This window comes from Alistipes megaguti (genome assembly GCF_944320325.1).
GTDB lineage: Bacteria > Bacteroidota > Bacteroidia > Bacteroidales > Rikenellaceae > Alistipes > Alistipes megaguti.
On sequence record NZ_CALUHA010000011.1, the window covers coordinates 1 to 25,334 of the forward strand.

At 61.6% G+C, this 25,334-nt stretch carries 18 protein-coding genes and 2 pseudogenes; 3 read left to right on the forward strand and 17 right to left on the reverse strand.

From position 1 onward, the window contains the following. The 10 genes and pseudogenes from PUQ42_RS04420 to PUQ42_RS04460 form a co-directional block, all read right to left on the reverse strand. A pseudogene (locus PUQ42_RS04420) lies at nucleotides 1-293 on the reverse strand (hypothetical protein); the annotation flags it as partial. 78 nt (nucleotides 294-371) lie between these two features. Continuing rightward, nucleotides 372-434: pseudogene (locus PUQ42_RS10330) on the reverse strand (hypothetical protein); the annotation flags it as partial. Between the two features lie 417 nt (nucleotides 435-851). Beyond that, nucleotides 852-2,207, reverse strand: a complete 1,356-nt coding sequence (gene gdhA, locus PUQ42_RS04425) for an NADP-specific glutamate dehydrogenase (protein WP_087309455.1) — start codon at nucleotides 2,205-2,207, stop codon at nucleotides 852-854. A gap of 248 nt (nucleotides 2,208-2,455) precedes the next feature. Beyond that, entirely contained in the window at nucleotides 2,456-3,052 is a 597-nt protein-coding gene (locus tag PUQ42_RS04430; RefSeq protein ID WP_122119580.1) for a DUF4923 family protein, read from the reverse strand. Nucleotides 3,053-3,174: 122 nt separating this feature from the next. Further along, nucleotides 3,175-5,100 (reverse strand): NAD(+) synthase, encoded by a 1,926-nt coding sequence (locus PUQ42_RS04435; RefSeq protein ID WP_087403708.1) that lies wholly within the window; start codon nucleotides 5,098-5,100, stop codon nucleotides 3,175-3,177. Nucleotides 5,101-5,176: 76 nt separating this feature from the next. After that, a complete protein-coding gene (gene pepT, locus PUQ42_RS04440) occupies nucleotides 5,177-6,394 on the reverse strand; it encodes a peptidase T (protein ID WP_273371348.1) in 1,218 nt (405 codons plus the stop codon). A 99-nt stretch (nucleotides 6,395-6,493) separates the two neighbouring features. Then, nucleotides 6,494-8,500, reverse strand: a complete 2,007-nt coding sequence (locus PUQ42_RS04445; protein ID WP_273371350.1) for an OPT family oligopeptide transporter — start codon at nucleotides 8,498-8,500, stop codon at nucleotides 6,494-6,496. Nucleotides 8,501-8,541: 41 nt separating this feature from the next. Next, entirely contained in the window at nucleotides 8,542-8,868 is a 327-nt protein-coding gene (locus PUQ42_RS04450) for a nucleoside triphosphate pyrophosphohydrolase family protein (RefSeq protein ID WP_087309459.1), read from the reverse strand. Between the two features lie 182 nt (nucleotides 8,869-9,050). Beyond that, nucleotides 9,051-10,295 (reverse strand): UDP-N-acetylmuramoyl-tripeptide--D-alanyl-D-alanine ligase, encoded by a 1,245-nt coding sequence (locus tag PUQ42_RS04455; protein ID WP_122121459.1) that lies wholly within the window; start codon nucleotides 10,293-10,295, stop codon nucleotides 9,051-9,053. Beyond that, nucleotides 10,288-11,361 carry a mannose-1-phosphate guanylyltransferase gene (locus PUQ42_RS04460; protein ID WP_273371353.1) on the reverse strand — a complete coding sequence of 358 codons (1,074 nt, stop codon included), beginning with the start codon at nucleotides 11,359-11,361 and terminating at the stop codon, nucleotides 10,288-10,290. Before PUQ42_RS04460 ends, PUQ42_RS04455 begins: the two co-directional genes overlap by 8 nt. 87 nt (nucleotides 11,362-11,448) lie before the next feature. Between PUQ42_RS04460 and pssA the strand changes: the two genes are divergently transcribed. Genes pssA through PUQ42_RS04475 form a run of 3 tightly spaced genes read left to right on the forward strand, consistent with a single transcriptional unit; the run spans nucleotide 11,449 to nucleotide 15,104 of the window. After that, complete coding sequence (gene pssA, locus PUQ42_RS04465; RefSeq protein WP_122121457.1) at nucleotides 11,449-12,168, forward strand: CDP-diacylglycerol--serine O-phosphatidyltransferase; 720 nt, start codon at nucleotides 11,449-11,451, stop codon at nucleotides 12,166-12,168. A 57-nt stretch (nucleotides 12,169-12,225) separates the two neighbouring features. Continuing rightward, on the forward strand, nucleotides 12,226-14,367 hold the full coding sequence (locus tag PUQ42_RS04470) for a putative porin (protein WP_273371356.1): 2,142 nt from the start codon (nucleotides 12,226-12,228) through the stop codon (nucleotides 14,365-14,367). Nucleotides 14,368-14,411: 44 nt separating this feature from the next. Then, nucleotides 14,412-15,104, forward strand: a complete 693-nt coding sequence (locus tag PUQ42_RS04475) for a transglycosylase SLT domain-containing protein (protein WP_087309463.1) — start codon at nucleotides 14,412-14,414, stop codon at nucleotides 15,102-15,104. A gap of 111 nt (nucleotides 15,105-15,215) precedes the next feature. Here the strand turns inward: PUQ42_RS04475 and PUQ42_RS04480 are convergent, their stop codons facing one another. Genes PUQ42_RS04480 through PUQ42_RS04510 form a run of 7 tightly spaced genes read right to left on the reverse strand, consistent with a single transcriptional unit; the run spans nucleotide 15,216 to nucleotide 25,294 of the window. Continuing rightward, entirely contained in the window at nucleotides 15,216-16,970 is a 1,755-nt protein-coding gene (locus PUQ42_RS04480) for a PCMD domain-containing protein (RefSeq protein WP_273371360.1), read from the reverse strand. Between the two features lie 3 nt (nucleotides 16,971-16,973). Then, the gene (locus tag PUQ42_RS04485) at nucleotides 16,974-17,852 is read right to left on the reverse strand and encodes a hypothetical protein (protein ID WP_273371363.1); all 879 of its coding nucleotides are present in this window, start codon (nucleotides 17,850-17,852) and stop codon (nucleotides 16,974-16,976) included. A gap of 12 nt (nucleotides 17,853-17,864) precedes the next feature. Then, nucleotides 17,865-18,692: a hypothetical protein gene (locus PUQ42_RS04490; protein ID WP_273371365.1), complete on the reverse strand. Its 828-nt coding sequence runs from the start codon at nucleotides 18,690-18,692 to the stop codon at nucleotides 17,865-17,867. 17 nt (nucleotides 18,693-18,709) lie between these two features. Further along, nucleotides 18,710-20,851 (reverse strand): DUF4493 domain-containing protein, encoded by a 2,142-nt coding sequence (locus tag PUQ42_RS04495; protein ID WP_273371368.1) that lies wholly within the window; start codon nucleotides 20,849-20,851, stop codon nucleotides 18,710-18,712. 6 nt (nucleotides 20,852-20,857) lie between these two features. Next, entirely contained in the window at nucleotides 20,858-22,660 is a 1,803-nt protein-coding gene (locus PUQ42_RS04500) for a DUF4493 domain-containing protein (RefSeq protein WP_273371371.1), read from the reverse strand. Between the two features lie 14 nt (nucleotides 22,661-22,674). Next, complete coding sequence (locus tag PUQ42_RS04505) at nucleotides 22,675-23,469, reverse strand: DUF4493 domain-containing protein (RefSeq protein WP_273371373.1); 795 nt, start codon at nucleotides 23,467-23,469, stop codon at nucleotides 22,675-22,677. A 13-nt stretch (nucleotides 23,470-23,482) separates the two neighbouring features. Then, nucleotides 23,483-25,294 carry a fimbrillin family protein gene (locus tag PUQ42_RS04510; protein WP_273371376.1) on the reverse strand — a complete coding sequence of 604 codons (1,812 nt, stop codon included), beginning with the start codon at nucleotides 25,292-25,294 and terminating at the stop codon, nucleotides 23,483-23,485. Between the last annotated feature and the right edge of the window lie 40 nt (nucleotides 25,295-25,334).

The window sequence follows — 25,334 nt, forward strand, 5'->3', positions numbered from 1 at the left end:
CACACCCCCCCCCTGGCTCCCGGCAGTGGACCCCGCCCTCCGCTTCGCCCGGGCCCCTTTTTTTTTTTTTTTTTCCCCCCCCCGCCCACGAACCATTCGTTGCGGCCTTTGGTCTTGCGGGCCGCCACGATATAGGCCCCGGGTTCGGCCGCCATCTGCAGCGGTGAATACATCGTGACGTAGAGGGCCAGCTGGTTGCAGATCGTAGCGTTGGCTTTCGAGGTGTTGCCCGGGGCAAAGGTCGAGAGGTCCATGCCGAAGATTCCCGGCGTGTAGTCCATCGGTCCGCTCTTCGCGGAGGATTGTGTGAGCCGCTTTTGTTCGGGGAATTCGTAGCGGAATCCGAGTCCATCGTCATAGGAGCGGAAGCGGACGATCATGATGCGGCCCTGCTGTTCGAGGGTGACGGCCAGTTCGTTGTAGTGGTTTCGGATGGTGGCCGTTTCGCCTCAGACGGGTTCCCTGGTCTCGTCGAAGCTGCTGCGCTCGGCCGACTGCCGGGTGATACAGCAGCGCGGGGGCGTTCTTGAGTTCGAAGCCGAGCCGGCCGGGGAGCACCGCGGCCCGACCCTTGTAGCTGAGCGCGTAACGCGGTATGCCGTCCGCGACGTCGAAGGTGAGGGTCAGTGCGTTTCCGGGCGAGGTGAGTTCTTCCCGGGCGGCGAGTGGTTGCAGCAGGAGCAGGGTGGTGAGCAGGAGGAGCAGTCTCTTTATGGATCGTTTTTTTGCGGGTGATTCTTTCAGACAAAGATAGCGAAAAACCGCTCCTGAGGAGGATAAAAAAGCCGGTTTTTGATAAAACCGGCTTTCGGGAGAGAAACTGATGATGGGTTGGAGGGAAGGTTCGTGGGTTATACGCATCCCTGGGCCAGCATGGCGTTGGCCACCTTCATGAAGCCGCCGATGTTGGCTCCGACGACATAGTTGATGTAGCCGTCGGGTTCGGTGCCGTACTGGACGCAGACCGAGTGGATGTTTTTCATGATGGCCTTGAGGCGTGCGTCGACCTCCTCGGGGGTCCAGGTCAGGCGCATTGAGTTCTGAACCATCTCGAGGCCCGAGGTGGCTACACCTCCCGCATTGGCCGCCTTGCCCGGGGCATAGAGCAGCTTGTGGAGCTGGAAGACGCGGATGGCTTCGGGTGTCGAGGGCATGTTGGCCCCTTCGGCCACGCAGATGCAGCCGTTGTCGACGAGCATCTGGGCCTCATCGCCGTTGAGTTCGTTCTGCGTGGCGCACGGCATGGCGATGTCGCACTTCACGCCCCACGGACGCTCGCCCGGATAGTACGTCGCCGAGGGATAGCGCTCGGCATACTCCTTGATGCGGCCGCGGAAGATGTTCTTGAGCTCCATGACGTAGTCGAGCTTTTCGGGGCTGATGCCTTCGGGGTCGTAGATGTAACCCGACGAATCGGAGAGCGTCACGACCTTGGCTCCCAGCTCCGTAGCCTTCATGCAGGCATACTGGGCCACGTTGCCCGAACCGGAGATGCAGACGGTTTTGCCCTGGAACGAGTCGCCGCGCGTGGCGAGCATCTCCTGGGCGAAGTAGCAGGTGCCGTATCCCGTAGCCTCGGGGCGCAGCGGGCTGCCGCCCCAGTCGCGGCCCTTACCGGTGAGCGTCCCGGTGAACTCGTCGCGCAAACGCTTGTACTGGCCGAACATGTATCCGATTTCGCGGCCTCCGACGCCGATATCGCCGGCCGGCACGTCGGTATCCTGACCGATATGGCGTTGCAGTTCGGTCATGAACGACTGGCAGAACTTCATTACTTCGTTGTCCGACTTGCCTTTGGGGTTGAAGTCCGAACCACCCTTGGCGCCGCCCATCGGGAGGGTCGTGAGGCTGTTCTTGAAGGTCTGCTCGAAGGCCAGGAACTTCAGGATCGAGAGGTTCACCGACGGGTGGAAGCGGATACCGCCCTTGTAGGGGCCGATGGCGCTGTTCATCTGGATGCGGTAACCGCGGTTGATTTCGATTTCGCCCTTGTCGTTGAGCCACGCCACACGGAACATGATGACCCGTTCGGGTTCGGCGATGCGTTCGAGAATCTTCATCTTCTGCAGGATCGGGCTGGCGACGATGTGCGGAGCCAGCGACTCGGCCACCTCACGGACGGCCTGATGGAACTCCGGCTCTCCCGGATTGCGGGCGATGAGCCGGGCCATGAAATCTTCGACGTATTGTCGGGCTTGTTCGTTCATAGCGTTTCGGATTTACGGGGTTTTCAGGTTTGATTGTGGCTATAAAATTAACAAATTCGCCGCTATTTTGCAAGTTCTTTAAGAATTTCGTAAAATATTTTAGATAAGCCCCCCACTCATTTGCTTACGGTCCGGGGCCGATGAACGGGCCAGGCTGAGAATTCGTAATAAAAAAAGACGGATTCGCCGTGAATCCGTCAGGGAAAAAATTTCAAAAATTTTGCACTCCCGGGGTTGGAAGTTGCCGTTTAGCGGGAGAAGGCGAATCCGAGGTAGACGTCTTCGTACTTCTTGAGCAGGGTGACGAGGGTCGAAAGCGAAGAGACCTTGCTGCCGAGCGACGTGACCAGATTCACCAGTTTCGTCACCGGGAAGACCAGCTGCAGATCGGAGCCGCTGACGTAGGCATGTCCCTCGACGGTTCCCAGATTGAGTTTGCCTTTGGCAAAGTACAGGGCCACGGTGTGCTTTTCGGCGTCGTAGGAGTAGGTTCCCGAGAGCTGGTGCTTGCCCAGTACGGCGGTGAAGGTGCTGTCGGCGCGTTCGAAGGTGAACGAACTGGTTCCGGCCTTGATGCCGACCAGGGAGTAGGCTTTCTCGAGTTTCTCGACGACGGTTGATTCGAGGGCTGCGGCTCCGAGGTCCGAGAGCATGTCTTCGCCTTCGAACTTGACGCCCGGGCCCGTGTAGTTCCACGTTCCGTCAAGGGCATACTGGGTGAGTTTTCCGTCGGTGACTTCGTCGACCGCCGTGGTGGCGATCTTCTTCAGGGCATCTTTCCAGTCCTGAGCTGCGGCCGAGGCTGCCACGAGCAGGACGACCGTCGTTAAAAGAATCTTTTTCATGCGTTATGTCGTATTTGTCCGACGCCGCTCTCCTCGGGAACAGGTGATTGGTCCCGTGGGGGCGTCGGTGGAGTTCCGGTTATTCGGCGCGGGGCGTTGCCGCACCTTCGCGTACGGGATGATTACAGCCGGTCGAGCTCGCGGAGCCAGACGTCGGCCGAGGCATCCGATGGCATGCGCCAGTCGCCGCGCGGCGAGAGGGTCACCGAACCGACCTTCGGGCCGTCGGGCATGGCCGAGCGCTTGAACTGCTGCGCGAAGAAGCGGCGGAAGAAGATCCGCAGCCACTTGAGGATCGTTTCGCTGTCGTAGCTCCCTTCGAAGGCCACCTCGGCCAGCCGAAGGATCTTCTCCGGGCCGAAGCCCAGCCGCAGGAAGTTGTAGAGGAAGAAGTCGTGGAGTTCGTAGGGGCCCACCAGATCTTCGGTTTTCTGGGCGATGTGTCCGTCGGCATCGGCCGGCAGCAGTTCGGGGCTCACGGGGGTGTCGATGATGTCGAGCAGCGTGGCGCGCGTCGAGGAATCGCGCTCCGTGTCGGCGACCCACTTGACCAGGTGGCGCACCAGCGTCTTGGGTACCGAGGCATTGACGCCGTACATCGACATTTGGTCGCCGTTGTAGGTGGCCCATCCGAGTGCCAGCTCCGAGAGGTCGCCTGTTCCGATGACCAGACCGCCCTCCATGTTGGCCACATCCATCAGGATCTGGGTCCGTTCGCGGGCCTGGGCATTCTCGTAGGCGGCCGAGCGGTCCGCCGGATCGAGACCGATGTCGCGCATGTGCTGCAGACAGGCGTCGCGGATCGGAATCTCGCGTACGGTGACCCCCAGTTCGCGCATCAGCTCCAGGGCGTTGTGATAGGTGCGGTCGGTGGTTCCGAAGCCGGGCATCGTGATGCCGATGATTCCCGTGCGGTCGAGCTTCAGCAGGTCGAACGTGCGGACCGTCACCAGCAGGGCCAGCGTCGAATCCAGTCCGCCCGAGATGCCGACCACGGCCCGTTCGCAGCGCGTGTGGCGCAGCCGCTGGGCCAGTCCGTGCGACTGGATGCGGAAGATCTCCTCGCAGCGTTCGCTGCGGTGCTCCTCGTCCTTCGGCACGAAGGGCATCGGGTCGACGTCACGCTCCGGAACGGCGGCACGCAGCCCTTCGGGGATCTCCATCTCGATGACGGTATTCTCCGAGGCGGCCTCCCTCTGGCGGAACGAGGTGTTGCGGCGGCGTTCGAACTCGAGCCGCTGCAGGTCGACATCGGCCACGACCAGCTGCTCGTCGATCGAGAAGCGCTCGGCCTCGCGCAGCAGCGTGCCGTTTTCGGCGATCAGACCGTTTCCGGCGAAGACCAGGTCGGTCGAAGACTCGCCGAATCCGGCCGAGACGTAGACGTAGGCTGCCAGACAACGGGCCGACTGCTGGGCCACCAGCGTGCGCAGGTAGAGGTGCTTGCCGGCCAGTTCGGGCGAAGCCGAGAGGTTGAAGATCACCTTGGCGCCGTTCAGCGCCAGCTGCGACGAGGGCGGAATCGGAGCCCAGAGGTCCTCGCAGATCTCCACGCCGAACTCCGCGCCGTTGACCTCAAAGGTCAGATCGGCCCCGAAGTCGGCCGTTTGTCCGCCGACGGCGATCTGTTCGTCGGTGATTCCGGCCCCGGAGGCGAACCAGCGATCCTCGTAGAACTCCGCATAGTTGGGGATGTAGCTCTTCGGGACGACGCCGAGCAGCTTGCCCTGAGTCATCACTACGGCGCAGTTGTAGAGCGCGGAACCGTGGCGCAGCGGCGCCCCGACGATCACGACCAGCGGCAGTCTGCGCGTGGCCTTCGCCAGCCGCACGAGGGCCTCCTCGGCGGCATCGAGCAGCGTGGGCTGCAGCAGCAGGTCGGCACACGTGTAGGCGGTGATTCCCAGTTCGGGGAATGCCGCGATCTCCACGCCGCGGCGGGCAGCCTCTTCGGCCAGCGCTGCCGTGCGCTCCATGTTGTAGGTACAGTCGCCGACCCGCAGGGAGGGGATCGCCGCCGCCACCTTCAGAAATCCGAAATTGTCCATTTTGTTTCCAGTTTCCGCCTTCGGGGGCTCCGTGCCGGAATCAGTCCGGCGCCATGCCCCGTCCGCCATGCAACTCCTATTCGGCCCAGAGCTGTGCCAGGTTCAGAATCACCTGCTGGGCCTTGCGCATCGTGGTGAGCGAGCAGTATTCGAACTTGCCGTGGAAGTTCATGCCTCCGGTGAAGAGGTTCGGGCAGGGCAGCCCCATGAACGAGAGACGAGCGCCGTCCGTACCGCCGCGGATGGGCCGTACCAGCGGCTTCACGCCGGCCATCTCCATGGCCTTCAGTGCCCGCTCGATCAGCTGCGGATGGGGCTCGACCATCTTGCGCATGTTGAAATACTGGTCCTTCATCGTGAGGGTGAGCACCTCGTCGCCGTATTTTTTCTTCAGCAGGTCGACGCACGCCCACAGGAAGACCTTCTTCTGCTCGAAGCGGTCGGCATCGTGGTCGCGGATGATGTAGCTCAGCGAGGCCTTCTCGACCGTGCCGTTCACGCCGACGCAGTGGTAGAAGCCCTCGTAGCCCTCGGTGAACTGCGGACGCTCGGCCGCCGGGAGCAGCGTTTGCAACTCGCAGGCCACGTCGATGGCGTTGATCATCTTCGCCTTGGCGTAGCCCGGGTGGACGTTGCGGCCCTGAATTTCGATCTTGGCGCTCGCGGCGTTGAAGTTTTCATACTCGAGTTCGCCCTCCATGCCGCCGTCGACCGTGTAGGCGAAGTCGGCGCCGAAGGCCCGTACGTCGAAGAAGTCGACGCCGCGTCCCACCTCCTCGTCGGGGGTGAAGCCGATGCGGATCTTTCCGTGCCGGATTTCGGGGTGGGTCATCAGATACTCGGCGGCGGTCATGATCTCGGCCACGCCGGCCTTGTCGTCGGCCCCCAGCAGGGTTGTGCCGTCGGTGTGGATCAGCGTGTGGCCCTTGAAGAAGGACAGCTCGGGGAAATCCTCGACGCGCATCGTCAGGTGGCCGTTCAGCACCAGGTCGCCGCCGTCGTAATCCTCCACCACGCGCGGCTTGACATCCTTGCCGCTCATGTCGGGCGACGTGTCGACGTGGGCGATGAAGCCGATCACGGGGGCATTCTCACACCCTGCCGAGGCGGGGATGGTGCCCATCACGTAGCCGTACTGGTCCATCGTGACGTCGGTCATGCCGAGCGTCAGCATCTCGTCGCGCAGGGCTTCGAGCAGCACCTTCTGCTTCTCGGTCGAGGGGAAGGTCATGCTCTCCTCCGACGACTGGGTGTCGTAGGAGACATATTTCAGAAATCGTTCCTTGAGATCCATAAATATTCGGTTTTGTTGTTAGTTCGTTTTCCGTTTCCGGAGGTCTGAATCCCGGTTTCGGGTGTTGTGCCGAGTTTCCGGGCCCTCTCCCGACCTGAGTTACTCCTCCTTTTTGGCGCGGAGCGTGTGCCACGTGAAGTAGCCGATCAGCACCAGATACATCACCAGACCGGTCCACTCGGCTGCATTCGACGAAGCCCATCCCGCGAGGAACCAGTCGACGTTGGCGAACTTCAGGATGGCGCTTACCACGCCCATCAGCGCACCGCCGGCGATGAATCCCGAGGCAATCAGCGTGCCGCGGTCCATGCGGGCCCTGTTCAGCGCCGCATCCTTCGAGCGGTTCGAGACGAACCAGGCGATCAGACCGCCCACCACCAGCGGGGCGTTCAGATCCATCGGGATGAACATACCCAGCGCGAAGGCCAGGGCCGGCACGCCGATGGCCGTCAGCACCAGGGCCAGCGCCGCACCGCAGAAGTAGAGCATCCAGGGGGTCTGGCCGCCGGTCATCAGCGGCTGGATCACCGCGGCCATGGCGTTGGCCTGCGGAGCGACCAGGGCCCCTTCACCCACGAAGCCGTAGGATTTGTTCAGTACGATCATCACGCCGGCCACCGTCGCTGCCGAGACGAACGTGCCGAGGAATTTCCACGCCTCCTGCTTGCGGGGAGTCGTGCCGAGCCAGTAGCCGATCTTGAGGTCGGTGATGAATCCGCCGGCCATCGAGAGGGCCGTGCAGACCACGCCGCCGATGATCAGCGCGGCGGTCATGCCCGTCGTGCCGCTCAGACCCACCGAGACGAGCACCAGCGACGAGAGGATCAGCGTCATGAGCGTCATGCCCGAGACGGGGTTCGAACCCACGATGGCGATGGCGTTGGCGGCCACGGTCGTGAAGAGGAACGCGATGATGAAGACGATCAGAATCGCGGTGACCGACTGCACCCAGTTGTCGAGCAGTCCGAAGTGGAAGAAGACGAAGACGCAGACGAGCGTGGCGATCAGGATCGAGAGGATGCGCTTCATCGGGATGTCGCGCTGTGTGCGCTCCGTCGAGGCTGCGGCCGTCTTGCCGCCGCCGAACTCCGAGACGGCCAGACCCACGGCCTGACGGATGATCTTCGACTGGCGCACGATGCCGATGATGCCGGCCATGGCGATACCGCCGATGCCGATCGGCTTGCCGATGAAGGTGTAGAGGTTCTCGGCCGAGAGCAGCGCCGAGGGGTCGGCCAGCAGCTTCTCGTTCGTCACGCCCAGCAGCGAGGCCAGTGCTGCGGGATCCAGCGCTTCGGCCAGCGAGCCGACCACCGGCACGATGACGAACCACACAAGGCACGAGCCGGCGGTGATGATCAGTGCATATTTCAGACCGATGATGTATCCCAGCCCCAGCAGGGCGGCCGAGGTGTTCAGTCCGAAGACGACCTTGAACTTGTCGGCGGCGACCTGTCCCCAGGCGCAGATGCGCGTCGAGACGGCGTCGGTCCACAGTCCGAACGTGCCGACTACGAAGTCGTAGAGACCGCCGATCAGACCCGCCACGGCGAGCAGTTTGGCCTGATTGCCTCCCTTTTCGCCCGAGACGAGCACCTCGGTGGTGGCCGTAGCCTCGGGGAAGGGATACTTGCCGTGCATCTCCTTGACGAAGTATTTGCGGAAGGGGATCAGCAGCACGATGCCCAGCAGACCGCCGAAGAGCGACGAGAGGAAGACTTGCCAGAAGGCGGCATCCAGCCCGAGGATGTAGAGGGCCGGGAGGGTGAAGATCGCACCGGCGACGATGACGCCCGACGAGGCGCCGATCGACTGGATGATGACATTCTCTCCGAGCATGTTCTTCTTGCCCAGGACGGTGCCCATGCCGACGGCGATGATGGCGATCGGGATGGCGGCCTCGAAGACCTGGCCGACGCGCAGACCCAGATAGGCTGCGGCGGCCGAGAAGATGATGGCCATCACGATGCCCATTCCTACGGAGTAGGGGGTGACCTCGCGGGGCGAGGAGGAGGCCGGCATGACCGGCGTATAGTTTTCCCCGGGTTTGAGTTCGCGGTAGGCGTTTTCGGGGAGCGACGTGCGGGGTGTTTCTTCCTGTTTCATGAGTCGGGCGCTTTGTGTGGGTGAACGTTTCACGGGGGCGGTTATCGGTTGTCGCCGCTGCCCGAGATGCGGTGGCGCTCCATGCGCGAGCGGAGCTTCTCGACATTCATGCGGGCCACTTCGTCGAGGTCGTAGCCCAGGTCGTGCGACAACGTGGCGCAGTACCACAGCACGTCGCCGATCTCCTTGACGATTTCGAGGCGCTTCTCGGGGGAGAACTCCCGGTTCGAGTCGCGGATTACCTTCTTGACCTTGTCGGCCACTTCGCCGGCTTCGCCCGTCAGCCCGAGCGTGGGGTAGACGATACGGCTCTCTTCGGGGTAGATGGCCGTTTCGAGGGCATGTTGCTGGTATTCGTTCAGTGTCATTAGGAAAATGTTGTTACGTTTGGTCTTTTTATTATTGATGGCAAAAATAGCAAAATAATCGGAAAAACCCACGAAAAAGCCCCGGCACTTGCGGTGCGGGGCCTCTCTTTCCGGGTCGGATGGCCGGATTCCGGTCAATGGATTTCGTACGGGCCGTTTTCGCGGTTTGAGGCGTTCTGCTGCTATAGAAGATCGAGGATCTTCTCCAGACCGATGCCGTGCGAGCCCTTGACGAGCACCAGCGCATCGTCGACGGGCGCCGTCTGCAGCAGGTGGCGCAACTCTTCGCACGAAGGGCAGAGCGTCACGCGGGCCGGTTTTTCCGGCAGAGCCGCATAGGCCCGGGCAAACTCCCCGCCGACGAGGATCAGTTCGGCCTCGGGGTCCCGGGCCGCCTGCCGGATGATGGTGCCGTGTTCGGAGAGCGACCATTCGCCCAGCTCGAGCATGTCGCCCAGAATCAACACGCGGTGTTTACGTTCGCCGAGCTCCTCCGCAAGGAGATTCTCGATGGCGGCGCGCATGCTGCCCGGGTTGGCGTTGTAGCAGTCGGCGATGACCGTATTGCGACGGGTTTCGATGCGTTGCGAGCGGTGGTTGTCCGGCACGTAGTCGGCCACGGCGCGGTGGATCTTCTGATCGGAGACCCCGAACCAGCGTCCCACGGCCACGGCTGCTGCCACGTTGAAGCGGTTGTAGTTACCCTCCAGATGGGTCTCGAAGCCGTCGGCCAGCGATGCCGGATAGTACTCCACGGCCAACGATTCGCGTTCGGCGGCCATCGAGTTGAGCGTTTCGTCGTCCGAGAGGACGAAGGCGCGGCCGCCGTGTGCGGCCAGATAGTCGAACAGTTCGCCCTTGCCGCGCCGCACCCCTTCCGGGCCGCCGAAACCGCCGAGATGGGCCCGTCCGATGTTGGTCAGCAGGCCGTAGTCCGGTTCGGCGATCGAAGCCAGCTGTGCGATTTCACCCTGGGCGCTGGCCCCCATCTCGACGATGCCGAATTCCGTTTCGGGGGGCATTGCGAGCAGCGTCAGCGGCACGCCGATGTGGTTGTTCAGATTGCCCTGCGTGGCGTAGACCCTGTAACGGGCGGCCAGCACGCGGGCAATGAGCTCCTTGGTGGTGGTTTTGCCGCTGCTGCCCGAGATGGCCAGAATCGGAATGCCGAGCGTGCGGCGGTGCTGTCGGGCCAGCTCCTGAAGGGCCGTCAGTGTGTTGTCGACCAGCCTCATGCGCGGGTCGGCGAGCGCCGCCGGATCGTCGATGACGGCTGCCGCGGCCCCCTTTTCGAGCGCCTCGGCGGCAAAGCGGTTGCCGTCAAAGTTGGCCCCCCTGAGGGCGAAGAAGATCGAATCGGGCTCGATGCGCCGCGTGTCGGTCGAGACGTGCGGATGCGAACGGAAGAGTTCGTAGAGATCAGATATGCTTGTCACCATTGTGGAACTTCACTTCGTCGATGAATTTCTTGATATTCTGCTCCTCGGAGCGGGGGCAGATCATCAGTACGTCGTCCGTGTCGACGACGATGTACTCCTTCAGGCCGCTGATGACGGCGATCTTCCCCTTGGGCAGCGAGACGATCGACGAGCGCGTGTCGTAGAGGTAGCACCCCTCCTCGGGGACGGCATTGGCATAGCGGTCCTTGCGCGAGTGCTGGTAGACGGAGCCCCAGGTGCCGACGTCGCTCCAGCCGAACTCGCCGCAGCGTACGTAGACGTTGTCGGCCTTCTCCATGATGCCGTAGTCGATCGAGATGGCGCGGCACTCCGAGAAGGCGATCTCCACGACGTTGCGTTCGGCCGCGGTGCCCTCGGCGCGCATCACGCCGCTGAACAGCGCATGGTGCTCGGGGAGGTACTTCTCGAAGGCCTCGATGATCGAGCGCACCTTCCAGATGAAGATGCCCGAATTCCAGAAGAATTCGCCCGATTGGAGGAATACCTGGGCCAGTTCGAGGTCGGGTTTCTCGGTGAAGCACTTCACCTTGCTGATGGGCTGCGAGTCGGAGACCTGGATGTATCCGTAGCCCGTGTCGGGGCGGGTGGGCTTGATGCCCACGGTCATCAGCGCGTCGTGCTCGGCGGCGAAGTCGAGGCATTCGGCGATGATCGAGCGGAAGTCCTCTTCGTTGAGGATCAGGTGGTCCGACGGGGTGACGATCATCTCGGCGTCGGGATTGGCCTTCATCAGCGTGTAGGCTGCATAGGCGATGCACGGGGCCGTGTTGCGTCCGACGGGTTCGCACAGCACCTGCCGTTCGTCGAGCTCCGGGAGGTGTTCCAGCACGAGCTGCCGGTATTTGTCGTTCGTCACCACGAGGAAATTCTCCGCCGGGACGATCTTTGCAAAGCGTTCGTAGGTGTGGCGGATGAAGGATTTTCCCGTTCCGAGGATGTCGAGGAACTGTTTGGGCATCGACTGCCGGCTCTTGGGCCAGAAACGGGTCCCGATGCCGCCCGCCATGATGACACAATATTTATTGCTCGCCATAAGTTATTATATGGAGTTAACTTCGACAAAGATAAAAATATTTTAGTAACTTTGCCGCCTATTGGAGTGATTAATTTCTGTCCGGAAATGAAGATCAGACTGTTCACGATACCCAATCTGCTCACGCTGGCCAACTTGCTCTGCGGTGCTGTGGCGACCGTTTCGGCCCTGGCATGGGGCTCTCTGACGCTGGCCTTTGCACTCATCGTGCTGGCCGCCGTATTCGACTTTTTCGACGGCTTCGTCGCACGACTGCTGCATCAGGATTCGCCCATTGGGCTGCAGCTCGATTCCCTGGCCGACGACATCTCCTTCGGACTGGCTCCCGCGGCGGTGATGTACGCCCTCTATGGCGCAATGCCCGGATACTGGCTGCCCGACGGTGCCGTGGCGCTGGTGATCTTCCTCTACGCCGCCTTCGGGGCGCTGCGCCTGGCACGCTTCAATATCGACGATACGCAGCGTTCGGAGTTCCTCGGACTGCCGATCCCGGCCGCCGCGATGCTCTGCGCTTCGCTTGGGTTGCTGGTCGAGCGCTACGGCATGGTCTTTTCGCGCGAGAGCCTCGTACTGGTGGCACTCGGTGCCGCCTGGCTGATGGTCTCCGACCTGCGGATGTTCGCCCTGAAGTTCCACGGCTTCGGCTGGGCCGGGAACGAACTGCGTTATACGTTCCTGGCCGTGAGCGCCGTACTGCTCGTCGCGCTGGGCGGGCGGGCCATTCCGCTCATCGTCGTGATCTACGTCTTGATCTCGGCCGTGAAACACTTCGCGAGCCCCGCAACGGACTGTAGGAAAGAGAAATAGTTGCGAAATTAAAAATTTTTAATTATCTTTGCCGCGGTTTTCCGCTCTTTGGTAGTGATGTCGGGACTTACGAAGCGCATATTGCCCTTGCTGCTGCTCGGTCTGCTGATGGCCGTCCCCGCGGCGCTGCACGCCCAGGGCTTCGATGCCAGCACCCTGCGGCGGGCCATGCAGAACGGACAGAGCGGTGCGCTCTACGGCTCGAACCCCTACGAACAGACCGAGGACGACGAAGAGGGCCAGCAACAGCAGGACACCACCAAAAAGGAACGGAAAATCCGCAAGCCGTTAGAGTCCTATTTCTTCAACGACTCGATCCGCGCGCTGAACAACTTCATGTGGCACGTGAAGCGCGATTTCAACCGCGTGGAGATCGGCCCGTTGGATACCACCCTGACCGATTACCGGATCGACTATCCGTTCTATCGCGAGGATGTGGGCGACATCGCCCAGGGCGCGCTGGGACAAACGTCACTGCCGCTCAACTACTTCCGACGGCCGCAGTTCTTTGACTTCAGTTTTGCGAGTCCCTACTACGCGTACACCTACGATATGGAGAACGTCCCCTTCTACAACACGAAGCGGCCGATGATCCGGATGAGTTACGCGGAGTCGGGCCAGAAGCGTTACCGCGAGGAGAATTTCGGCATCATGGTGGCCCAGAACATCTCGCCGACGACGGGCTTCAACGTCGACTACAAGTCGCGCGGCACCCGCGGACTCTACCTCTGGTCGCGGACCAAGAACCACAACCTCTCGCTGGCCTTCAGCCATACGGGACGCCGTTATTCGGTTCATGCGGCTTACTACAACAACCACATCGAACAGCAGGAAAACGGCGGCGTGGTGGGCAAATGGGCCATCGCCGACACGACGTTCAGCATGCCCTCGGGCGTACCGATGCGTCTGGCCGATGCCGAGGCGAAGAATGTCTACCGCAACAACGGCTTCTTCCTGACGCAGTCCTACGGTATTCCGCTGCAGCGTCTGACCGAGAGTGACTTTTCGATGGCCGGTCTGTCGGCCGTCTACATCGGCCACTCGTTCGAGTACAGTTCGTGGAGCAAGATCTATACGGATCTGAACAAGCCCTACACCAACGAGCGCGACCATCGCGACGAGAACGGACAGTTCGTCTCCGCGGAACACAACTACTACGACCACTGGTACATCAATCCGGTGGAGACGCGCGACTCGATCTACGAACGGGTCATCTCCAACCGGGTCTTCGTCCAGGCGCAGCCCTGGGACCGGAACGGCGTGGTCGGAACGATTGACGCGGGTGTGGGCCTCGACCTGCACACCTACTCGCAATTCAAACTGGACGATTACCTGACGGGGCGTTATACGACCGAACGCAAGACCAGCTGGTTTGCCTACGGCTCCGTCAGCGGCAAGATAAAGAAGTATGTCGACTGGGACGGGAACCTGAAGTTCTACCCGTCGGGATACAGAGGCGGAGACCTGAGCGTGGGAGCGCACCTCGCTCTGACGGGTTATCTCCGCGGACACCCCCTGATTCTCGAAGGCCGCTTCACGATGGAGCGCCGCTCGCCAACCTACTGGCAGGAGAATCTATTCTCGAACCATTATATATGGGACACTCCTTTGAACAAGGAGAATGAGACTCGGTTGGAGGTCAAGTTTTCGGTTCCCGACTACGCATTCGAAGTCGGAGCCTGGCAGGGCGTCGTGACGAACAAGATCTACTACGGATCGGACAGCAACGTCGCCCAGGACAATGGAAGCGTAAGCCTCACGAGCGTGTATGCCCGCAAGGATTTCCGCCTCGGCGGACTTCATTTGGACCACAGGGTATTGTTGCAGTGGAGCACGAATCAAGAAGTTGTACCCGTTCCGCTATTGAGCGCCTTCCTGTCGTATTACTACGAATTCTGGGTCGTGCGCGACATCCTGCGCTTGCAGATCGGACTCGACGGACGTTATAATACGCGATATTATGCGCCCGGATACAATCCGGCACTGTCGGTGTACTACAACCAGCGCGAGGAGGAGGTGGGGAACTATCCCTACATGGACGCCTTCGTGATGGCGAAGTGGAAGAGAATGCGGATCTTCCTGAAATATCAGCATCTGAACAAGGGCCTGTTCGGAAACGGAGAGTATTTCTCGGCAGCCCGTTACCCGCTCAATCCGGGTATGTTCAAGATCGGCATCTCCTGGGGATTCTATGATTAGCGTGCTGTTCTGCGCGGTATAAGCTGCCCGCAAAACAACATTTTATGCTGAAAAAGACGGTTTTAACGTTTGCGTTCTTAACCATTTTTACGACATTTTACGGCTTTAATGCCCACTTCAGCGCTCCCGTGACGGATCAGTCGCTGAACGATGAGGCCGAAATCGGCTATGTACCCCTTGCCGAGGGCAAGTATGTGATTTCGGCCTATGACAACCTGATTCGCCGTATCAGCGAGGAGGAGGGTCATGACTGGCGTTTGATGAGCGCCATTGCCTACCACGAATCGCGCTTCATGCCCGACCTTACGTCGCGCAGCGGGGCGTGCGGACTGATGCAGATCATGCCCTCGGTGGCCCGCCATTTCGAGATCCCGACCGAACGGATCGCCGATCCCGCAACCAATATCTGGCTGGCCAACAAACTGATGACGGAGATTCAGTCGACCCTCCGACTCCCGGAGGGGACCCCTGAGAAGGACCGTATGAGCATCGTGCTGGCCTCCTACAACGGAGGAATCGGCCATGTGAGCGATGCGCGGCGCCTGGCCCGCGTGCACGGCGAGGACCCCAACTCGTGGGAGGTGGTGGCTCGCTATCTGACGCTGAAGGCCGAGCCCGAATACTATGAGAACGAGGTGGTCAAGTGCGGCCGGTTTACCGGCAGCCGTCAGACCCTGGCTTATGTGGATGATGTGTTAGGACGCTACGACAAGTACTGTCGCATTGCCGGGAGGTAATCCCCGACAGATAATCGAAAAGGCGGCGCTTCGGATTTCCGAAGCGCTGCCTTTTTTTGTACTCGGCCGGGTGTCGTCGGGGACATCCCGGTCGCCGGGCCTCGGGACGGTTTACTCGAGGCTCTCGACGGGGGTGTAGATCAGTTCGATGTCGTCGACCCAGAGGGTGCTTTCGCTGCTGCCGGTGAAGTAATCGCCCCAGCGCGAAGCCGAGCAGACGACCATGATGTGCGTCGGGACCTCGTTGGTCGACCGATAGTCGATCGGGATGGTGATCTGTGTCCAGTCGGCGACACTCTCGGAGAAGAATCGTGCCCCGTAGCCGATCACATCCTCGCCCTGCGGGTTGAAGAAGGTCTTCACGTCGCGGGTGTCGATGCTCACCGGGCAGGCGTCCGTTCCGAAGGGTTTGCCGCCGTTCTGATCGTCGCCGGTCCCGTTCTTGCCCATGCCGTATTTCTCCTTGGTCCAGGTTCCGAGGGCGATGTAGATGGCGGCATTGTCGGGATCGCCCGTCTGGATCGTCTCGCCGGCAGGCATGTTCGAACCCACGAAGTCGATCTTTCCACTGTTGTATTTCATCCATACGCGCAGGGCCGTGGGGCGCAGCGTGAAGGGCCGGCCGAAGTTGACAATGCCGTCCGTACCTCTGGTGGCGGCAAATTCTCCTGCGAAGAGGTTGCCGGCGGCCAGTTTGATGAGGACCTTTCTGCTGGCAAGTTTGGCCGATTTCGTACCCGTGGATCCGGGCCGTACGGTGCTCTCGTCGGGGGTGGTGACGTTGTCCTTTTTGCTCAGGGAGGCCGAGCCGTTGTTGCCCGTGCCCCAGAAGGGAGAGATCGGTTTGCCGGTCAGGTCGGAGAGGAACGGCAGCCACGGGTTGGCGGGCTGAGACCACTCCTCCAGACCGCTGTTGGGGAGTTGTTCGGCCCGTTCGGTGGTGACGGTCGTGGGGTCGCTCTCGTCGTCGCCGCAGTAGGACTTGAACTGATAGGTCGTCAGCGGTTCGGCGGCGAAGGCGGCCGAGAAGGTTCCGCCCTCGATCTTCACGCCGGGGACTTCGGCCCATTCGCCCTCCTCACCGACGCGGTAGCGGAAGCCCATCGGCTGTCCCGAGACGCCCGAACCGCGCAGCCATACGACACCCGACCAGGCATCGACGGCTTCGGTCTGCACCGTCTTGTCGGTCGGCAGTACGTAGAGCACCCAGCGTTCCGTGCGGCCGTGGCAGGTGACGTCGACGAAGTGGGGTGTCCCGGCCGTCGGATCGTCGGCCTCGGGCGAGCTGTAGTCCAGCGTGGAGAGCTCCTCCAGGGTGGGGGAGTAGGTCGTGGTGACGGCGTCGGTCGAGGCGGGACCGAGCTTGAGTTCGGTGATGGTCACGCGGCTGCGGTCGGCATCCTTGGCGACGTAGGCCGTGGCGATGCGGTTCTGAAGGTCGAACTCCGAGGCTCCGACCTGCCCCTCGACGCGGAAGCTCCGCGTGATCTCCTGCTGGGCGACGATCTGCCACTCATAGTCCTGATAGAGGTGCAGGGTGACGTAGATCGGCATGCGCAGATCGAACGTCCCCGTGAGCGGGCGCGACGGGCGGATGTTGTCCATGAAGAGCTGATGGTCGATGTTGGTGTTGTGGGGGGTGACGGCGTAGGTCACCTCGTCGATGCGGACCTGCTGGATGTCGGTGGCCTCCTCGAGCGAGAGGGTTACCGTGCGGGTTGCCAGATCGATGCCCGCGACCGTGAAACCTTCCCCCGAGAGGCTGTTGATGGCCACCTCGACCGTCGGATAGGGAATATCGTTGGAGATGCACGACGTACCGGCGAACATCGCTCCGGCGAGCAGATAACTGATGAGTCGTTTCATGCGTTATTTCTTTTTCTTGTCCCACATGTGGAAGGTCATACCGATGTTGATGGCCAGGATGTTGAGTTTGAACTTCATCTTCGAGGCCTCGCGGGTTCCGATCTTGTTGCCCAGTTCGTCGTGCTGGTTGACGGTGGTGTACTGGATGCCGCCGAGTCCGAACGAGAGCGTGGCGCAGACATTCGGGAAGATGTAGACCGCGGCTCCGGGGTTGAAGGCCAATTTGAGCTGCGTGTTGTCGCTGTAGGTCTGTTTGACCTTGCCTTCGGATTCGTAGGAGAAGCGCGACGTACCGGTCGAGACCGAGAGTTCGAGTTCGGCGAAGAGGCCGAAGCGCCCCTTCGGGTCGAGCCCCGCATAGGAGCGGTGGAAGATGCCGAACGAGTAGTTGCTGCTCTTGAAATTCAGATAGGGGATGTTGAGCGAGACGTTGTTGTTCTCCCCCAGGTCGAAGAGTCCGCCCTGGTCGAGCGTACCGCTCATGAAGTTGTATCCGAATCGGGCGCCCAGACAGCGGTTGTCGCGGTAGAAGTATCCGACGAAGGGCTTGATGGTGGTCACCGATCCGTCGGCATTGATGTTGTCCAGAATGAGCAGAACATCGGTGTCGTCGCTCGACAGCGTGCCGTAGGAGGCTGTCAGACCCATGATCACCTCGCCCTTGTAGGCGAACTTGATCTTGTTGATTTCACGGTCGATGCGCCGGCGTGTGGGCAGGAAGTGCTGTTTCTGCGTGATGACCGACGCGTCGGTGAGGGTTTCGCCCGACAGCGGGTTGGCCGTCGGGGTTTCGGCTGCGGTGAAGGAGTCTTCGGCGCGGCTCTGGCCCAGGGCTGGGAGTGCGATGCAGAGAGCGGCAAGTATGTGGAAGATACGTTTCATGGCATTCCGGATTTAGAGGTAGAAGGCCACACCGAGGCCGATCGAGAAGATGTTGATCTTGAAGTTCATCTGGCTGATGTTGCGTTCGCCGACGGTGACCTGGTTGTGGACCTGTTCGGTGTGGTCGTAGGTGATACCCATCACGCCGACGTTCACCTCGACGGCCATGTTGTTGGTGGCGAAGGCGATGATGCCGGGTGAGATACCCAGCGAGAAGGAGTATCCCTTTTGATAGGTGCCCTTCACGGGAGAGTCGTTGGCGAAGCGGGCTTGGCTGCCGCCGCCGGCCAGCGACATTTCGTTGTAGAGGGCGAAACGCTTGTTGCGGCCCAGGGGAATGTACTGCCGCCAGATGGCCGCTATCTGGTAGTTGTGCTGCAGGGCATAGTAGTCGCGGACGTTGAGTTCGACGCCCGAACCTTCGTCGCCGAAGTTGATCGAGGCCTTGTCCAGCTTGAGCAGCGTGCGCGAATAGATGAATCGTCCGCCGAGGGCCATGTTGTTGCGGAAGGCGTAGGCGATCATCGGACTGACCTTGAAGGTATAGCCCGTCGAGTTGATTCCCTCGATGACCAGAAACTGGTAGCTCTGATTGGTATGGGTCGAGTAGGAGGCCGTACCGCCGAAGATCCACTGACCTTTGGGAATGAAGAGGTTGTGGGTGTCGGTCAGGCCGCGCTGGCTGCGCATTTCGTTGACCGTGAGGGTGCGGTGCGGCTGTTCCGACGTCCGGGTATGGGCGAGCGAGTCCGTTGCGAGAGTTTCCCGGGAGCGGATCGTCTGGCCCGACGCCTGCAGACCCACGGCCGCAAGAAACAGAATGCTGAGTATATGGCGCATCGTGAAGCGTTTAATCGTTAGTAAACCCATTGGAAGTCATCGACGTAGAGGACATTCGACGTGCAGCCGTTCATGAAGTCGCCGTAGGCGCTCGTGGCACACGAGATGACCAGCGTGTAGCTGCCCGACGGTTTGGCCGAGGCGTCGTAGAAGTGGAACGGCAGGTCGATCGTGATCATCTCGCCGCCCGATGACTGCTCGGTGATCAGCAGCGAGGCGTAGCCGATAATCCGTCCGGAGGCTTCGGTAGTGTTGTCACCTCCGTAGATGCCCTTGGCGGGATCCCAAACCCCCTTCGGGGAGCTTGATCCCGAGGTGACGCTGTGTGTCGCATTCCAATCGACGATGGCGGCGTAGATGCGGGCCTGGTCCTGCGATCCGATGGCCAGCGGACCGCTGTGCTGGTTCTGGTTGACCGTGCCGAGCGTTTCGGCGTAGTAGCGCAGGCGCATCATACGCGGGCGGGCCTGCCAGTCGTAGGGTTGTCCGAAGGAGACTGTACCGCTGGTCCCCGACTGGTTGAAACTGCCCGTGAAGAGGTTGCCGGCCGCCAGATTGACCAGCAGAATCGGTTTGTTGGCCTGCAGACGGGCACAGTGGTTGCCCTCCATGCCGTTGTAGGTGCTCTGCACGCAGAGCGGGCTGCTCATCGAATTGTTGCCGCTGTCCCAGAACGAGCCGTGGTTGTTGTTGAAGCAGCTCATCGAGCCGTCCTCCATGTCGCCGCCCGGAATGGTCTGCCCGGCGGTTGTGGTCAGCGAGGCGAGGCTTTCGCTGCCGTCGATCACGGCACGGCATTCGTATTCGCTGCCGGCCCAGATGCCCGTGCCGGCTTTCGGGGTATAGATCGTCTGTCCGTTTTCGTTGACCGATTCCTCCCATTCGGCGCCGAACGTGGCGCTCCAGGTTCCGTCGCCGGTGTTCGAACCGGCCGTCTCCTGCCACTGGCCCCCTTTCGAGCGCAAGCCGAACGTGACGGACGATACGGCCGGATCGAATACCAGGGCCCGCAGCGTGACGGTATTGTTCCACAGATTGCAATCCGCGGCGGAAGGAGTCAGAACGCCCTGCAGCGTGAAGATGCACTCCGCATCACCCTGTCCGCCGCCGTTGTCGGCCACCTCCAGACGCAGCGGATGGTCGCCGCCCGGACATCCGGCGAAGAAGGCCTCCGAAAGGGTCACCGTAAGGGCGTTTTCGGCGTTCTTCACCACGGACAGCCCGGCCGTTTCGGGCGTCGAAGCCTCGGAGAGCAGGTCGTACTGCTTGCCGTTGAAGTTCATCCGGGCCGTGGCCGTCGGCTTGACGGTTGTGATCTGGAATCGTTTTTCGCCTCCCGTGTACTGTTGTTTCTCCGAGAGTTCGAACCCGTCGCCCTTGATCGTGGGATCGGGGCTCCAGATGATCGTATCGTCGAAATCGTCGGTCTTATCGACGACGCGGATGGCCACCGCATCGATGAATCCCGGCAGGTCGGGCGAGAAGCGGAATGTCAGCGTATAGCGGCCCGGGGCCTTCACGTCGGTGATTGTGCCGCTCTTTTCGATCGTGCCGCGCGAGGGGTGCTCGCCGCGGAACCGCCACGAGAGGCTGCTGACCCCCTCGCCGAGGGTGAAGTAACCGGTCGCATCGCCCGTGTAGCGGAGCGTCGAGGCAGCGTCGGTGCGGTCGGCGTCAAAGGTGTCGCCCGCCATCACCCGCACCTCGAACTCCGAACCGAAGTTCTCGGTAACACTCTCCTCGAAGAGCGTGGCCACGGCCGTATTCTGCAGCGTGCACTTCACCTCGACGGGCGTATTCTCGCCGGCCGTCACGGTGAAGGGCTCCTCGCCTTTGTAGAGGCGCTGCGTGAACGAGGCCTCGACCGCCTCACCGGCCTCGACCGCCACGCGGTACTGTCCGGCGATAAGCTCGAGCCGCTCCGGGAGCTCCTCCTTCGAGGCGTATTTGCGGATCAGCTCGCCGTTGCCGTTGTAGATCCGCACGACGAGGTGCTCCATCGGGTCATACGAACCGTCGCCGGCGGCCTCCGCACGGGTGGAGATCCGCATCGTGAGGGTTCCGGCCGAAGTCTCCGGGGCGAGTTCGTCGCCCTGCTTCGAGCAGGCGCCCAACATCAGCGCCATGGCCGGAATCAGGTATGTCAATAATCGTTTCATGCTACACTATTTGGCAGGTTGAACGAGCGTCAGCGTGGCCTCGGTCGAGGCACCCGCGTTGTCCGTTACGCGCAGATGGAACTTGAAGGTGCAGGGGCTCTCGGCGGATTCGAGCTCGGCGAGGATCTCGACGAAGTCCTTCTCCACCTTGAAGGGGATCGAAAGCTGGCCCAGCACCTCGTTGCCGACGGGGAATCCGACGACCGAACCCAGTACCTCGGCGGCCGTCTCGTCGGGATGGCAGAGGTCGATGCCCGGCGTGACGAGCCCCCCGAGCCCGATCTCCTGCAGCAGGGGCTCCAGCGCCGGGGCCTCGACCGTGACGAGCAGTTCGCGGATGCCGCCGTTCGGGGCCGCGATCGTGATCTCGATATCCTTGATTTCGTTCATCACGTAGGGCTCGGCCAGGTTGTGGTCGTCGGTCACCATGACGATCGCGGGGGCATTGCCTGCACCGCCCTCTTCGTGGGCCTTGTCGACCAGCAGGGTCAGCGTGGCCGAGGCCTTCTGTCCCTCCTCGTCGGTCACCGTGAAGGCGAAGGTGTGGGTTCCTTCGAAGTTGTAGAGCATCGAGGGCAGCTGTCCGCCGATGTTGAGGGTCTTGGAGGTCAGTCCCTTGATCTGGTCGCCGACCGGAAATCCAAATCCCTGGAGCATGGTGGCCTCCGTTCCGCTGATCGAGCAGAGGTCAAACTTTTCGATGTTCAGGCTGCGGAGCGAGGCCATGAAGTCTTCGTTGGTCGAGGAGATGGCGATGTCGAAACGGGCCACCTTGCCGGGGACCGTGGCGACGATCTCGAAGGGTTCCGAGCAGAGCCCCTCCTCGTCGAACATCGAGGCCGTCAACTGGAACGTCTCCCCGAAGTCGTGGCCTGTCCACACGAGCGAGGGGGCTTCGACAAGCGGTTTCTCGACGTAGAGCGGCTCCCAGAGACCTTCGGTGCCGTTGATGGTGATCGTCTGGTCGAGGACGAAACTGTCGACCTGAATGTCGAACTTCACGTTGCCCTGATCGGCATAGACGATTACCAGTTCGATCTTGCGCCACTGACCGGCCTTGACGCCCGAGATCGTGCGGGTGAAACCGGCCTCCCCGCCGTCGGTGAAGGTTCCGGTGAGGACGAAGTCGAGCGTATTCTCTTCGCCGGCCGGCAGGAAGAAGGCGGCCTGGCTGCCGTCCCAGTGTGCTTTGTCGAACTCCAGCGCGGCATCGCCCAGCGAGATGACGACTTTCGTGTCATCGGCCAGTTGCTCGGCCAGATCCGCCGAGCAGAGCAGCGTCACCTTGATGTTCTGCAGCGTGCAGACGATCTCTCCGAGAGAGGTCGTGACATCCTTCGTGATCGTGAAGGAGCGGGAGGTGCCGTAGACCGGCATGTTCCAAGCTGCGGCCTGGAGCTCTTCGTCGCGGTGCGAACGGACCGTCAGATCGTAGCTTCCGATCGGCAGCTCCATGGGACCTTCGGCGAGTCGGCTCTTCAACTTGGCATAGGTGCCGTCGAAGGCCGGGCTTTGGTCGCCCGAGTTGACGATTGTCACGTGGTAGTTGTCCGTCGCGACATCGGCCCGGGTGGCGGCGTTTGCCTGCGGCGGAGTCTGGGTTGCATCCTCCGTGTCATCGGGGCGGACGTCGGTCTGACTGTCGGCAATGGCGCGCAGCGAGAGCGTCTCGCCGCTCAGATAACCCGTTGTCCCGGCCTCCGCGGAGCCGTTGTCCGTGCTTTTGTAGGGCGGTTCTTCGTTGACGCAGCCCGTCAGCAGAAGGGCGCTCAGGGCCAGGGCCGAGCATAATCCGGTAAAGAATTTCATATTTCGAGTCGTTTTCATGCGTTGGGATCTTTTTGGGAATCGTCGTTCAGTTCGACCTCGAAGGTGCGTTCGTCGAGGTATTCGTCGTAGAGGTTGATCGTCACCGTGGCACTGCCGTTGTCGCGGGCGTCGAAACAGAAGGTGTGACGCGTGCGGGCGACGGTCTGCTCGAGGGTCTGCTCGGGAAAGGTGTACGGACGGTCGAAGGCCGTGCCGGTCTGGCTCTGGAGCATGGCCTCACCGGTGAGGGTGAGCCGTGTGCCGGCCGCCACGAAGACCGCCTCGTCCTGCGTCTCGGCCCCCGGCTTGAAGGTGAAGCGGTTGCCGGCCGACGTGGTGACGGTGAAGACGGCGTCGTGGAAGTAGGTGCGGAACGCCTCGGTCGAGGTGACCGTCACCTGCGAATTGACGATGCGGGCCTCGATCTGTTCCGAGATGCTTTTGCGCGGGAGAATCTGGAAGGTTTTTGTTCCGTGGTAGCAGGGTTTGCCGGCCCCTTCGGCCGCAGGGTCGCCGAAGGAGACCTCGGCGGTGTATTCGCCGGTCGGCAGAAGCGGCTGCGCCTCGTTGAACTCCGTAACGCTCGTCCACGAGTGGTCGTAGTCCGTTCCGGTGATGCGCAGGGCGAACTCTCCGGCCTCGGGTACGGGCGAGGTGGCGATTTCGGCGCGGGTCGTGATGGCGGCATCGGGCGTGCAGAGGATCCGGAGGGTTCCGTATCCGTCGGCCGATGCCGGTGATTCGTCTTTGGAGCATCCTCCGGCCACGACGGCCGCCGATGCCAACAGTGTGAACAGGTAGTTTTTCATGGCGGTGTCGTGTTTATTGGGCGATTGAGACGCGGATGTCGTCCAGATAGACGTAATAGGAAGTATAACTGCCGCCAAACGGAGACTTGCTGTCGTCGTTGGTGACTTTCCAGGAGAGACGGGTCTCTTTGGTTGCCGGAAAGGCCGGAAGAGTCTCGATGGCATGAGGTATGTTCGTGTAGCTGCACTCTCCGGGGATGGTCAACCGGTCGCCTACGGCCGTCATGTCGGTGTCGCTGTAGAGCATGTTGCCGGTGTTGGTGGTGGTTCCGAATTGGCAGAAGTTCGATCCGTAGGCCGTTCCTGCGTGGGAGCCGCCGGTCCGGAACGTGATCTTTACGGAGACGGGCTGTGTCGAACTCTTCAGATTCGAAAGCGGGGCCGAGGTGATTCGTCCGTTGTAGTAGGCGTTGATTCCCCAGGCACCTTCATGGCGGGAGTGTACGCGGACTGCCCGAGCCTCGGCGTTGCTGCCGACACGTTGTCCGCTCCACCCTGGAAGATTCATGTCCTGCAGGTCGTATCCGCTTGCGTCGCCGGTATACTTGTCATCGTCGTGTCCCGCGCCGTTGACACCGCTGAAGTCCTCCTCGAAGAGGTACGGCACGCGGAACGCGGCGACCTGATTCAGCGTCTCGGGGGTGACGGCCGGCAGCGTGAATGTTTCGGTCAGAAGTGCATGTTCCGAATCGTACGTCACCTGGAATCCGGATGTTTCGGCCGTCTGGTTGGGGTAGTCGCGGAAGCGGACCAGGTAGTCGCCCGTGCCGGTGACGTCGAACGTCCGGCTGCGGGTGCCGTCCTCGAAGACCCACCCTTCGGGAGCCGTGACCGTGAAGGTGTCAATCTCTTCGCCCAGCGTGTTGGCTCCCGCCTCGTCCAGCCGGAAATTCAGCCGGGTGAACATGCGCCCGAGCCCCGGAACATTGTAGTTGATCGGGGTGGTATGGCCGGCGGCAAAGGTGCGGTCGGCGCTGGCGGGTGCGAAGGTCCGCGACTCCGATTCGCTGCTCTCACCGATGGCCAGAATCGAGATCTGTTCCCCCTCTTCGAGCGTCACGGGAGCGATCATGGCGTAGACTACGTCGCCGGCATCCTTCGGTTCGGCAAAACGGAGCGTGAGCGTTTCGCTTCCGCCGCTCAACGTGGCGTCGGCCTCCGGATTCGAGGCATCGACCGTCAGACGGCCCGTAACGGCCGTCGGGAAGGTCAGTTCGATCTCCGTGATCGGCTCTCCGAGGTCGTTCTTCGGCAGCGTGATTTTCAGCACGTGGATCTTGTGGGCGAATTGCAGGTTGACGATGTCCGAATTGTCGCTGATGCCGTTTGCATCCTTGCGGTCGTGTTCGCGCAGGGCCTCTCCCGTGACGGGCTTGGCCACCATCACGTCCCACTCGCCGTGGAACGTTCCGTCCTGTACGGCCGGAATGTCGTACGAGACCTGCAGACCGTCGGTTGCGGCCGGGACGGGCGAAACGGCATAATAGGAATAGGTATCCTCGGCCAGGGCGGGAATCGAGCCCCGGAAGCTGGCCGAATTGTAGGAGGCGTTGTAGTGGTAGAGACTGAAGGTGGCGGCTTCGATCACGCGCTGCGAGGCGGAGTTCACGGCCCAGAGTGCGAGTTGGTCACCTGTTTGCCATTTCACCTGCGTGCCCTCCTCGTCCAGCGTGGTGCGGGTGGCGGACTGAGTGGTGATGTCGAGCCGCGGACCCGAACCGATGGCGACCTCGATGGTTTGTGCTGCCGGATCCGTCGCGACCTCCGGGGCCTTCGAACAGGCGGCCAGAAGCGGCAGGAGCAGCAGGGTTGTCCAACGTTTCATCATGTACGAATTCTTTTATCTGAACATCTGCAAAAATAGG